Below are 13,577 nucleotides of genomic sequence, written 5' to 3' on the forward strand. Positions count from 1 at the left end.
TAGCAAATCGTTTGGAGCGAGTGGAGGAATAGTGGCGTTTGGCGACGATCATTTATACGAAGCGTTCAAGGTTTTTGGAGGACCGCAAACGTTTTCGGCTCAGCTAGAGCCGCCGAGTGTAGCTGCGGCTTTAGCTTCGGCGAATATTCACCTATCAGACGAGATTTACGATCTTCAGAGCGAATTAGCGGAGAAAGTAAGTTATTGTAATCAGCTCATTCGCCAGACTGACCTGCCTTTAATTCAGGAAAATGTTTGTCCCGTTCATTTTATTGGAGCAGCATTACCAGCGGTTTCTTACGAGTTTGCTAAGCGATTAATGAACGATGGTTTTTACGTTAATGTCGCTACGTTTCCTGTAGTGCCGGTAAAAAACACCGGGATTCGCTTTACTATTTCACGGCACAATCAGCCCGAAGAAATTAAAGCACTAGTGGAAGCCCTGGAGTACCACTATCCTAAAGCGTTAGAGAAGGAAGGATATACGTTAAATCAGGTGCGAAAAGCTTTTAAATTACCTATTCCTGAAGAAAAGACAATTGAAATACAACCTCAACCACTGAAGGGGTTACATCTGGAAGTAGTTGATACTATTAATAAAATAAATTCTGAAGAGTGGAATAGTTTGATGGGGGAGCGCGGGGCATTCGATTGGAATGCGCTTAACTTTTACGAAGAAGTATTTGCGAACCATCCTATTACTCGTCACCGCTGGGACTTTACTTATCTGATAATTAGGGATGACCAAGGAAAAGTAGTACTGGCTACCTTTTTTACGGCGGCACTATGGAAAGATGACGTGCTAGCTGCTGCTTCGGTTTCGGAAAAGGCTGAACTTATCAGAAAAGTTAGTCCGGATTATTTAACATCCCGTGTGTTATCCATGGGGTCATTAATTACGGATGGCGACCATTTATACTTGGACAAAGAGCATCCTTTATGCGATGATGCACTTAAGACCATGAGTTCTACACTAGAATTATTAAAAGAAAAACACCGATGTAATACGGTTATGGTTCGAGATATCGCTGATAATGATCGCAAAATAAACTATTCTATGCATACCCAAGGGTATCTGCAAATAGTGCTACCGGAGAGTGCTGTAATTCAAAAGTTAGACTGGAATAGCCAAGAAGAATATCTTAGCCGACTTTCGTCAAAATCGCGTAAACACATTAAAAACGATATATTCAAATTTCAATCACATTTTAATATTGAAACAAAAGAACAGCTAAGTCCAGATGAGTTATTAAGGTCATATCACCTTTACCAAGATGTTAGCAACCATAACTTTGCATTTAACAATGTTGAGTTTCCTTTCCGCCTCTTTGAGATGATGAACCAAAATTCAAATTGGGAATTTATTACTTTCCGTTTGAAAGAAGAGTTTGTAAACGATGGTGACGATCCACTGATAGGAGTTGTGTTTACCTATAAAACAGAGAAAAGCTACTGTGCTGTACTATTGGGAATGGATTACCAATACTCTCGAGAACACAAAGTTTACAAACAGATTATATTTCACGCTACTATGCGGGCTCGCGCTTTAGGAAAAGAACGAATCTTCCTCGGACTAACTTCTGGGCAGGAGAAGAAAAAGTACGGAGCCACACTAATTCCGCGAGTAGGTTACTTACAAGCGCAGGATAACTATAAACTGGAACTAGTAGAATCTATGACTGAAGTGTCTTAAGAAGTCAGTAGAGTAAAACAATAGGGGAAGTTAGCGAAGCAAAATTTTGTGAGAGCTGATTTCCCCTTTTTTGCTAGTTTTAATAATATATAAACCCGAAGGCAGTCCCGAGAGGTCTAAGGAAGTTTTGCCGATCAAATTCACGTATTCCCGTAGTTGCTGGCCATACAAATTCGCTATAACCGCCTGATCAACTTGCCCCTCTATCCAAACTACGCCATCAGTAGGATTAGGATAGATTTTTAGGGAAGGGGTAATCGTTTCTTCAGGAGTAGGAGGGGGGGCAAGAATGAAATCAGCACTAGCACGATCAAAGCGGGGGTGCATCATTAGACTACCTTGCAGCTCTTGATTTTGTACCCAGTTACCATTTACGTTGAAAAAAAGCTTGTCACCCGTGTTGGTGTTCTTATCAAAACCAATAGCGACAAATTGATCACTCTGTTGTTCATAGCCAATGTAGAAGGTATCTTGCACAGTTACATAAAACGGAATATCGTTAGTTACTAGTTCGTAGGAAGTAAACCCATTATAGTTTGGATCAGGAATTGACGATGCATTCACGGAACGCAGCAAAACTTCTTGTCCGGTAGAATCTGCCAAGTCTCGCCAAACTAATAATTGAATAGGAGTTCGCTGATTCCGACTTACGTTAGGGAAGTGAATATCAATGTGGGTGAGTAAAGCTTCCTCGGGGGTCACAAATTGATACGCTACTTTGCCACCTTGCTGATTAATTTCTACTCCAAATTCTGCCTCGCCATCATCGTAGGAAAACCAGTCATCTAGTACAAACACGGCCCGGGTAGTATCATTTACTCGGTAGTCAATTGTCTCGTTAAATACAGTATCACCGGCAGCGATAGAAAACTCAGTTTCCAGGTATAGAGAATCGGCACTAAGATCAAGTTGGGTACTAGTCAGCGGGTTAGCAAAAATTGTATCTCGCTCTAATCCTATTGGTACTGGGCTAATAGCGGTTGAATCATTTAGTACCCACTGAAGATTGCTCACCGTATCTCGCACAATGGCAGTATAGCGGATAGGCTGAAGCGCTACATTCAGATTAAAAAATTCTACCGAAGAAGTACCAAGGTACCGATCCGGGTTGGCCCGAAACTGCTGCATCGGAATGGCGGTATATTCACCGAATAGTGAACTAGGCGGTTTAGTAATTGCCCGATCTAAGTAGGCAGTATTTGCTTCGGATCGGTTCTGATTTAGATAAACGTAGTCAATGTTCCAGGTATCAAATGCGCCGGTGAGCCGACTAAAGGCCTGAAAACGGAACTGAAACCGCTCATGAAAGTAGGCTGGACTAAAAACCGGAAAGAGTTCTTGAACAAAATTTCTAGTAGCTAATGAATCCCCTCCATCCCTCGTCCACACGGTGCGCCAGGTATTTTCGTTGGTAAGAAATTGGAGTCGGAGCGAATCGCCGAAGTCAGGAAATTCACCATTACCCCGTTGCTGCCAATAAAAGCTAAAGTACACCGAATTTCTTACACCCTCCGGCACAGCTGCTAAGTTGATGGGGCGGGAAACTAAGCTGTCGCTAGCATCATCTTCTTCGCCAGAACGGTAGGGGGTGCCATCAAGCTGCACCCCATCAAAGGAAGCCACGCCGATGGTGGGTGGGTTAATAGCTAAGCCTGAATTGATTCGGGTATTTTGACTAGAAGGCATCCACTTTAGTGTGTCGGGAATGGGAACTCCCAAAGCAGTAGTAGTCGATTGAGAAAAATCATCCCAGAAGGGTAAAAGCAGCACAGTGTCTAGTGCCTCATTTTGTTGAATGCGAGCTTGGGTAGATACTGAGTTAGAAGTTAAGGGCACTAACTGCAAACCTTTCTGCTGAGCTTGAACAGCAAAATGCCCGAGTAGAAAAATAGCGATAATAAAAAGCGATGTAATCCGATTCAAAAGATGGTAGTATTGGAGGAGAACGTTGCTTGTTGGTTTAAAGTATTTCGGACGAATCTGTTCCCTCTTCCTTGTCTAAGATGCTATCTTCCTGTTCTTCTTGTCGATCCATCCAGATATCAATTTCCTGACCAATGCGTATCTTTCGTCCGGCTACGGGTCTTTGTTGTACAATAACGAGCCGATCTTGCGATTGCTGTAATTCGTCTTTAGGATCACGATCAGCTAAGGAAGGGTCTCGAAATAATATATTACCTACCTTTAAACCTGATCCTAATATAACAACTTCCGCTTCATCAAGTACTAAGCCTTCTAATTCGGGTACTTCTAAAGTTGTATTTCCGAGGCCGTCGCCCACGAGTAAATCAATTTTAGCTCCTTTGGGAATAAACACGCCTGCTTTAATAGGTTCTCCATCGTAGTTTTGCTCCAGCACAGCGTTTTGAGCCAAATCGGGCACATACTTAATATTGCCGATCTCTAACCCGTAACTTTCCAGCAAAAGGGCAGCATTTTTAACCGAACCATCAATGAGGCGAGGCATTTTTACTTGCGGCGGATTAACCGCATTCAGGCTGAGAAAAATTTTGCGATTCTCTTTTACCTTTGCCCCGGGCAGCGGATACTGAGTTAATACAGTAAGCGGCTGATATTCTTGGGTGAACCCCGAGTCGGCAGTCACTTCGTGCTTGAGATTTCGTTTGGTTAAAAACTCATTAATCTCTTCAATATGCAACCCCTCCAAATCAGGCACCGTAACAGTTTCGCCGTGATTAGTGGTGGAGGGCAGGTACATGTTAAAAAATATCAGCACGGCGGCAATAGTAAGCCCAGCTATAATGCCCAAGTGAATGAGTAGGCCTTTCCAGGAACGAACACTTAATAATTTCATCAATAATTTGTGGTTTGAATACTATGCTATCAGTTGATCGTTGATAATCTTTTTAATGTCTAGGCCTGCCGCCCTAATCTGCTGCGGAATAATACTTTCCGGCGAGCAACCAGGCGTGGTGTTTGCCTCAATAAAGTATAATTCGTCGTCTTGCAAAATATAATCAAGCCGCGCCAACCCTTGGCAGCCTAGTAGTGTATAAATCCGTTCGGTGAGCCGCTGACACCGCTCGGTTGTCCCTTCGTCCACCCGAGCGGGGGTAATTTCCTCGGAAGCTCCTTCGTACTTAGCCTGGAAATCGAAGAAAGCATTTTTCGTCACTATTTCGGTAATGGGCAAAGCACGTGCCATTTCATTCGTCCGGTAAACCCCACAGGTGAGTTCCTTGCCTAAAATGTACTCTTCAATCAGCACTTCATGATCGTGTTCGAAGGCTTTAGCAATAGCATCGGCTAAATCTTCAGACAGATCTACTTTACTAGCTCCAAAGCTAGAACCTCCATTGTTGGGCTTAACAAAACACGGGAAGTTTAATTCTTTAACCAGCTCTGCTAGGTTGTAAGATAGGTGTTGCTGTAGTACCACAGACTGGGGCGTGGTGATTCCGTGGCTCCGCACCAGTTGTTTGCAAATACTCTTATTAAAAGTGATTGCACTGGTTAGCACATCGCAGCCGGTGTAAGGAATATTTAGCAAATCGAAGTAGCCTTGTATTTTTCCATCTTCTCCCGGTGTGCCGTGAATAATATTGTATACTTTATCAAAGTGAACAGTATTACCATGCTGCTCCCAAGAGAAATCATTGCGGTTGACCGAGAACGTTTCGCCAGCATGCTTAACATACCACTGGTCTTTTTCCATCACCACCAGATACGAATTGAACCGCTCAGTATCAATGCAGTCCATAATTAGCCCGGCACTTTTCAGAGAGATCTCGTATTCGCTGGAACTACCTCCGGCTACTACAGCAATATTTTTCTTCATACTGAGAAATTTGGCGCAAAGTTACTCCTTTTAATGAAAGTAAAACGCAAAAATAGAGCTAGGGGTGTTTGTTTTAACAGAAATGTAATATTTACGATAGTGTTGCAGCGATTGTCGTTTGGTGCAAGATATTACAGTGTTGAAGTTTCAGAGTTTGAGATTTTGAGTTTTGGATTCGATACAGAAGTACGAAGCTCTAAACTACTGCTTTTTTTTATTTACATTAGGAAGGTTCGTTGGCTTTTCATCCTTCGGAGTATCATCCTCCTGCTCTTCGATATGTTCAACAGTGAACACGATATCTTCGGGAGCCTTATTTTCTTCTCGGTAAAAATTATGTATTCCTACCATGTAGGCTACAATAATTGCCCAAACTTGCCGTCTCACGTATTGAATCAATAGGTGTGAAAACATTTTTGCTTTAGGCTCTAAATTCAATAGAATAACTGCCACAATAATTCCTTGAAAAACTAAAGTCAGGATGTGCCACTCATCCATGTATATTAATACAATTTGGTTCAACACTACTAAACCTATATAAGCATAAATCGCCCATCGCTTAGTGAACCAAAATCCTATCATACAAATCAAGCTCATAGCGGCTATAGAACTGGAGTAGGGTGGAAACCAACTACCAATTTGTTTGGCAACATCAGAGAAAGCCATCGGAACTGATAAACCGGCTCCTACGAATCCTAAAATACAAATTACGGTTACGGCTATCGGTCGCTCAATTTTGCTATCGGGTATTGGGTACAATCTTCCGGCGTCACTCATAACTTCTTGGTCAAGGTTCTATCCTAGATCACTTGTTCGTACTAACCAACAATAACACAATAACACTCTTCAAGAAATAATCTCAGACGCAACTTGTTCTGCTTGGTTAAACAAGTCATTATCTATGCTCTCGAGTACATCTTGTTCACTGAAATAATCAAGAAGGTGGCGGGTGTGAATGTTACCTACTAAATTGGGGCCAGCCATGGGGCAGCCACCCAGCCCGCTTAGCACTCCATCGTAGTGAAGGCAGCCACTTTGGTAAGCCGCATCAATCTTTTCGCGCCAATTGGTGGATTTAGTGTGCAAATGTAGCCCAAAACTAACTTCTTGATAAGCCGGAATAGCAATCGCCAAGGCTGTACCGATGTGGTGAGATTGCCCAATTCCTACAGTATCGGCTAGGGTAATGCGCCGTACTCCTGCCAAATGTAACTGGTCAATCCAGTGTAATAACAGTTCGGTATCCCAATCGTCATCGTAAGGATTACCAAAGGCCATAGAGATATAGGTAACCAGTTGCTTGTTGCGCTGATCACAAATCTCCAGGAGTTCCTTAGCCAGATTAAAAGACTTTTCAACTGAAGAATTAATGTTTCGCTGGAGGAAGGTATCAGAAATGGAGAAAGGAAAACCTAGGTAAGTGATTTCATCAAATTGTACTGCATCGGTCGCTCCTCGTTGGTTGCCAACAATCGCGAGCAGTTTTGAACTAGATGAGGTGAGATCAAGCTGATTAAGAACTTCGGTAGTATCCCGCATCTGCGGAATGGCTTTGGGCGACACAAAGCTGCCAAAGTCCACTGTATCAAATCCTACCTGAAGTACAGAATTAATATAGCGCACCTTATTTTCCGTAGGAATAAACGTCTCAATGCCCTGCATCGCATCGCGGGGGCATTCGGTAATCTTCACCATTGTGGCTTACTCGTTAAGAATATATCGGGAAATTACTAATCGCTGAATCTCCGAAGTGCCTTCCCCAATTTGCAAAATACGCTGATCGCGATAGAAGCGCTCTACGTCGTATTCACCCATCAGGCCGTAACCTCCGTGAATCTGAACTGCATCGTCGGCCACTTCCTTGGCAATTTCTGAGCAGTACAGCTTGGCCATAGCTGCTTCCTTGCCGAAGGGTTTTTGATTGTCTTTGAGCCAGCAAGCTTTGTATAGCAGGTTACGAGCTAATTCTATTTTAGTAGCCATATCGGCTAGTTTAAACGAAATGGCCTGAAACTGAGTAAGTGGTTTGCCAAATTGTTCGCGTTCTTTGGCGTAGCGTATGGCCATTTCGTAGGCCCCTTGGGCTAGTCCTAAACCCATAGCTCCGATAGAAAGTCGGCCCCCATCCAGCGTTTGCAACATAATTTTAGAACCCTGCCCGCGTTCGCCTAATAAATTACTTTCCGGAACCTGACAATTATCGAAAAATAGTTGAGAAGTATTACTTGCTCGCCAACAAAGTTTATCGTGCATGACCATTGCCTCAAAACCCGGGTTATCTCCCTCTACAATGATGGTAGAGTATTCTTTCTTACCATCGTTCTCACCGGTAACGGCCTGCACGGTTACACCAATAGTAATATCAGTGGCTCCGTTGGTAATAAATATTTTAGAGCCATTAATTTTCCATTGTCCACCTTCTAAAGTGGCCATAGTTTTAGTGCCTCGAGAATCAGAACCTGCTTCGGCCTCGGTAAGCCCGAAGGCCCATAAAGCTTTGCCGGTGCAGAGTTGCGGAAGGTACTTTTCTTTCTGTTCTTCGGTGCCAAAGCTGTAAAGAGGACCAATTCCCAAAGAATTATGGGCCGCCAAAGTAGCCGCTTGGGAGCTATCTACCCGGGCTAGTTCTTCTACCGCAATAATATACGATAGGTAGTCCATTCCTTGACCGCCGTATTTCTCGGGGATCATCATTCCGAATAGTCCTAGCTCACCTATTTTCTTGGTAAGATCGTAGGAAAACTGCTCTTTCTTGTCCAATTCGCGGGCTAAGGGTAAAACTTCCTGTTCAGCAAAATCCCGCACACTCTGGCGAATTAGCTCGTGTTGTTCATTGGTATACATGGGTCAATTGTTTTATGGTGCTATGGTGCTATGGTGCTATGATTTTTATCGTGTCATTTTATTGGTCTTCCACCGGCAGAGCTATAACATCCAACTCATACACACCTTTTATTCTAACTCTATCAAAATCTCGTCTTTATTTACTCTGCTATTGATCTCTACGCGCACTTCTTTTACCTGGGCATCTCGCGGGGCGATAATCTGGTTTTCCATTTTCATAGCCTCTACGATGAGTAGTGTATCTCCTCGCTTTACTTCGTCACCTACCGCTACGTTTAGCTGAATAACTTTGCCGGGCATGGGCGAACTAACCCGATCGTCTGAAGCATCACTTTCACTACCTGTACTACTAAACTGCCCCTCGGCCATCAGATCGTTTCGCTGCCAATGGAACTTATACGTTTTCCAAGAGATATGCTGGCTCAAATCATCTTGAATAGATGCGTAGAAAGTATAATTTTCATCATCTATTGAAAAATCCACTTTACCTTCGTCTATACTAATTGCATGGATTCGGTACAGTGTATCGTTGTAGCGAACCTCGTATTCCGACTTATTTTGGTAAGTTTCAAGAGAAATTGTCTCTTCATCTATTTCAAAAGTCACGGTCGGAATATGTCGCCAGAACCCAATCTCTGTCCAGATATTATCTTTTGATGCCTTAGTAGGTGTTCGAAAATTGTAGATGAGTCCGGCTAATGCTACTGGAAACTTGTCTAGTGTTTGTTTTTCTTTCTCCATCCGGTCGATAATTCCAGAGGTTTGCTCATCACAGTATTTAGTGGAAATAGTGTTTTGCTGAAAATCTTCGGAGCGAAGCAGTGCCCGCAAATAAGCAATATTGGTTTCAATACCGTGTATTACGTAATGTTCTAACGCTTCGATTGACTGCCGAATGCAATCCTCTCGATTCGGACGATACACAATCATTTTACTAATCATGGGATCGTATTGACTCTCAATGACAGTTGGACCAGTAATAGCCGTATCCAGACGAACTGAGTTGGGCGCGCTATAGTACGTGATCTCTCCCGGAGAAGGTAGAAAGTTTTTTTTGGGATCTTCGGCGTATACCCGGCACTCAATAGCGTGGCCTTGCTGTTGCAGGTCTGCTTGAGTAAATGAAAGCTTTTGCCCCGCAGCTACCCGAAGTTGCTCGGCAACAATATCCACTCCGGTCGTCATTTCCGTCACCGGATGTTCTACCTGCACCCGGGTATTCATCTCCAGAAAATAAAATTCTTCCTCAGCATCTACTAAGAATTCTATGGTTCCGGCGTTGTAGTAATTGATTGCCTTACCTAACTTTAAAGCAGCCTCCGCCATGCGCGCGCGCAGCTCGGGAGTAAGAGTGGGAGAGGGAGCTTCTTCTATAATTTTCTGATAACGTCGTTGCAGCGAACATTCCCGCTCAAACAAGTGCACTAAATTACCGTGCTGATCGCCTAGTAGCTGAAACTCAATGTGGCGCGGTTCTTCCAAATATTTTTCAATATACACCGTAGCATCTCCGAAATATGACTTAGCCTCTCGGCTGGTAGAGATCAATGCATCTTTAAGATCTTTAGCCGAGCGAACAATTCGCATGCCTTTACCCCCACCACCGGCGGCGGCCTTCGCTAAAATAGGATAAGGTAGCTCGTTTTGCTGGGCTAGTATTTCTTCTTGCGAGCCCGTAATACCTTCAGGAACCGGAACGCCTAACTGCTTGGCGAAAGCCCGAGCTTCCAGCTTATTACCCATCATCCGAATAGCTTCTTCGCTCGGACCAACGAACGTAATATTGGCTTGTTCACAAGCTTGAATAAATGCTGAATTCTCCGATAGAAAACCATAACCGGGGTGGATAGCATCTGCTCCACTCTTCTGGGCAATATCAATTATTTGTGGAATATCCAGATACGTACTGCCAATATCATCACCAGACAATACCGAAGCTTCATCGGCCATTGTTGTATGCAGTGCCCCTTGGTCGGCCTCAGAATAGATAGCTACCGTGGGAATACCCAAGTCTTGGGCCGAACGGATGATCCGCACCGCAATTTCTCCCCGATTAGCTATTAGTAGTTTACGAAACATAACCTAATTAAAAGTTTATCCCGTCCCGGATAAGTTCCAGGATATTCCGAGATTGATAATTAATGATTTGCCTGTCGCTATTCATCAGCAGTTGCACATGACGTATTGCTTTTAATTTACACTAGTACTGGTTACCCAATGGGGCTTGCGTTTTTCTAGGAAAGCACTCATGCCTTCTTGCCCCTCTTCCGAAGCTCGGGCATCGGCGATCATACGAGCAGTATAATCGATAGTTTCATTAAAGTTATTACTCTTCGTAATATTAAAAATCAGGTCTTTGCAGTTGCTAATGGCGCCAGGCGCACTTGTCTTCAATTCCTGTGCAATCTGCTGAACATAATCTGACAAAGCCTCCAGCGACGAGAAGGTAGCGTTAACTAATCCTTTTTGGGCAGCCTCTTCTCCGCTAAATTGCCTTCCGGTCAGCATAAGTTCACGGGCATTAAATTCACCAACTCGCTTAACAATGTACGGTGAAATGGTGGCGGGAATAATACCAATCTTTACTTCACTAAAAGCAAACTTAGTATCGTTGAGGCAGTACGCCATATCGCAGGCTGCTAGTAGTCCATTAGCTCCGCCGAACGCTGCCCCGTGTACGAGGGCAATGGTGGGCTTAGAATACGTATAGATCATGTAAAAACAGCGAGCCAGATGGGTGTTTTCTTGAAAATCTTCTTCATGGGACATGGAAGAGAAACTTTTCATCCACTGGATATCAGCTCCGGCGCAGAAGGTTTTGCCTCGCCCCCGAATAACTACCGCGATGATATCGGCTTGGTGTTCAATAGACTGAAGGCAATCCATCAGTTCAACGATCACGTGATTATTGAACGCATTACGTACCTCCGGACGATTTAGCCAGAGGGTAGCAATGCCATCGTTTACTTCCAGTTCTATTGTCTCGTAATAATGCATGGTTTGATAGGTGTTAATGTTGAATTGTTTGATTGCTAAATGGCTAGTTGTTGATTGCTAATTGTTAAATAGTCATTAGTCATGTCCCCATTTTCCGGTCTCCGAACACTACATTCGGTAAATACCGGGTTTGGGTTCGGGGTATTTTTTGTTGAGTGATGCGGCAATGCCCATAGCTACGATGCGACGAGTATCCATTGGGTCAATAATTCCGTCGTCCCACAAGCGAGCAGTGCTGTAGTAAGGTGATCCTTCCTGCTCATATTTATTCATAATTTCGGATTTAAAGCTTTCAAACTCTTCAGTGGGAATGTCTTTGCCTCGAGCTTCTAATTGAGCTTCTTTTACGGTAAGTAGCACATTCGCTGCCTGCTCGCCGCCCATAACCGAAATGCGGGCGTTTGGCCACATAAATAGTAAGCGGGGGTCGTAGGCCCGCCCAGCCATCGCGTAGTTTCCAGCTCCGAACGACCCACCGAAGACTACAGTGAATTTAGGTACATTAGCGGTAGCTACGGCATGAACCATCTTGGCTCCGTCGCGAGCAATGCCGTTGCGTTCGTACTCTTTTCCCACCATAAACCCAGTAATGTTCTGTAAAAACAAAATTGGAATTTTACGGTGACAGCAGAGTTCAATGAAGTGAGTTCCTTTTAGGGAAGTATCTGAAAAAATAATGCCGTTGTTAGCAATGATGCCTACTGGAAAGCCGTGGATATGAGCAAAACCAGTAACCAGCGTAGTTCCGTAGCGAGCTTTAAATTCGTGAAACTTACTCCCGTCTACCAGTCGCATAACAATTTCTCGAGAATCTACCGGCTTCTTAAAATTAAGCGGAGCAATTCCGTACAATTCTTTGGGGTCGTATAGAGGTTGTTCGGTCGGCTTACGGTCTAGAAATTGTTTTTCTGGTTTGGGTAGCGTTTCAAAAATGTTGCGACATATTTGGAGCGCATGGCGGTCGTTTTCGGCCAAATGATCGGCCACCCCGGAGATGGCGGTATGCACATCGGCTCCGCCTAATTCTTCGGGAGTAACCTCTTCACCGGTAGCTGCTTTTACCAATGGGGGACCACCCAAAAAGATCGTTCCCTGATTTTTTACGATGATTACTTCATCACTCATCGCCGGAACATAAGCACCTCCGGCAGTACTAGAACCCATTACCACGGCAATTTGGGGTACGCCTTGCGCTGATAGATTCGCTTGATTGTAGAAAAAGCGGCCAAAATCGAAGCGATCAGGAAAGACATTGGCTTGCTCAGGCAGAAACACTCCGCCGGAATCGACCAGATAGACACACGGCAAATGATTTTCCTTAGCAATCTCCTGCGCCCGAATATGCTTTTTAATAGATTCAGCGACGTAAGTACCGCCTTTCACCGTAGCATCGTTGGCGGAGATAATAGCCTCCTTTCCGTGAATAATGCCTATTCCGGATACCACCCCTGCCGAAGGAAACTGATCATCGTACATCCCATAGGCTGCCATTGGTGATAGCTCTAGAAATGGGGTATTCGGATCAACCAATAGATTGATTCTTTCTCGAGCCAGTAGTTTGCCCCGTTCTTGGTGTTTATTCCGCGCTTTTTCGCTACCGCCCTGAAGAGCCTTCTGAAGTTTACCTCGATAGTCATTTATTAACTCTTGGTAAGCCAATTGCTGTTCCTTAAACTCAGCCGATTCAGTGTTGATGTTAGTCTCTAATACGTACAAAGTAAATTACGTTTATTTTAAAGCTACGCTAAAAATTTGCCAACCAGTAAAAATCACTCGTTTAAATCAAGTGTGTTTGCGAATATACTAATATAAAAGCTAGTGATGTAATAAGCCTTACTGTAGTATAAACTGCTTACTATCGGTTAATGTTGAGCTAAAAACCCGAAATATGTAAATACCACGAGGAAAGGTGCGCAAGTCGATATCAAAGGTTTGATTTAGTGTGTTAGGATAGGTTCTTTGCCACACAGATTGTCCCTGCGAATTATAAATTGCCGCTTGAATATCCTCACGACTGCGAAGGTTAAACACCGAATTTAGAATATCAGAGGTAGGGTTTGGAAATATCCTGTACGAGTTTTCGGCAGTGCGTACCGGATCATCATTGCCTGATAAAAAGAATTCAATATCATCTAGAAAAATATTGTTGCCGTAGCCAGTAATCGACTCAAATGCTACTCGTACTTCAGGTTCGCCAGCAAAACGACTTAGATCTACAAACATCTCGTGCCAGTCACTTTCTAT

General features: G+C 43.7%; 11 protein-coding genes. 1 reads left to right on the forward strand and 10 read right to left on the reverse strand.

Annotated features, from left to right (window positions below; translation table 11 throughout):
* On the forward strand, positions 1-1,693 hold a 1,693-nt coding region (locus tag WBA23_RS17750; protein WP_424583625.1), incomplete at its 5' end, for a hypothetical protein.
* Positions 1,694-1,723: 30 nt separating this feature from the next.
* Here the strand turns inward: WBA23_RS17750 and WBA23_RS17755 are convergent.
* From WBA23_RS17755 to WBA23_RS17800, 10 genes are all read right to left on the reverse strand, one after another.
* Positions 1,724-3,616, reverse strand: coding sequence for a T9SS type A sorting domain-containing protein (locus WBA23_RS17755; protein ID WP_424583626.1), 1,893 nt, complete (start codon positions 3,614-3,616; stop codon positions 1,724-1,726).
* Between the two features lie 37 nt (positions 3,617-3,653).
* A complete protein-coding gene (locus tag WBA23_RS17760; protein WP_424583627.1) occupies positions 3,654-4,508 on the reverse strand; it encodes a PASTA domain-containing protein in 855 nt (284 codons plus the stop codon).
* A gap of 21 nt (positions 4,509-4,529) precedes the next feature.
* Positions 4,530-5,492 (reverse strand): D-alanine--D-alanine ligase, encoded by a 963-nt coding sequence (locus WBA23_RS17765; protein WP_424583628.1) that lies wholly within the window; start codon positions 5,490-5,492, stop codon positions 4,530-4,532.
* A gap of 201 nt (positions 5,493-5,693) precedes the next feature.
* Positions 5,694-6,269, reverse strand: a complete 576-nt coding sequence (locus tag WBA23_RS17770; protein WP_424583629.1) for a hypothetical protein — start codon at positions 6,267-6,269, stop codon at positions 5,694-5,696.
* Between the two features lie 69 nt (positions 6,270-6,338).
* Positions 6,339-7,187, reverse strand: a complete 849-nt coding sequence (locus WBA23_RS17775) for a hydroxymethylglutaryl-CoA lyase (RefSeq protein ID WP_424583630.1) — start codon at positions 7,185-7,187, stop codon at positions 6,339-6,341.
* 6 nt (positions 7,188-7,193) lie between these two features.
* Complete coding sequence (locus WBA23_RS17780) at positions 7,194-8,336, reverse strand: acyl-CoA dehydrogenase family protein (protein WP_424583631.1); 1,143 nt, start codon at positions 8,334-8,336, stop codon at positions 7,194-7,196.
* Between the two features lie 108 nt (positions 8,337-8,444).
* Positions 8,445-10,415 carry an acetyl/propionyl/methylcrotonyl-CoA carboxylase subunit alpha gene (locus WBA23_RS17785; RefSeq protein ID WP_424583632.1) on the reverse strand — a complete coding sequence of 657 codons (1,971 nt, stop codon included), beginning with the start codon at positions 10,413-10,415 and terminating at the stop codon, positions 8,445-8,447.
* 111 nt (positions 10,416-10,526) lie between these two features.
* Entirely contained in the window at positions 10,527-11,333 is an 807-nt protein-coding gene (locus WBA23_RS17790; protein WP_424583633.1) for an enoyl-CoA hydratase-related protein, read from the reverse strand.
* A gap of 108 nt (positions 11,334-11,441) precedes the next feature.
* The gene (locus WBA23_RS17795) at positions 11,442-13,049 is read right to left on the reverse strand and encodes a carboxyl transferase domain-containing protein (RefSeq protein ID WP_424583634.1); all 1,608 of its coding nucleotides are present in this window, start codon (positions 13,047-13,049) and stop codon (positions 11,442-11,444) included.
* A 117-nt stretch (positions 13,050-13,166) separates the two neighbouring features.
* Positions 13,167-13,577 (reverse strand): T9SS type A sorting domain-containing protein (locus WBA23_RS17800; protein ID WP_424583635.1); only part of this gene is annotated, 411 nt, incomplete at its 5' end.

Source organism: Tunicatimonas sp. (assembly GCF_049647865.1).
In the GTDB taxonomy this organism is placed as follows: domain Bacteria; phylum Bacteroidota; class Bacteroidia; order Cytophagales; family Cyclobacteriaceae; genus Tunicatimonas.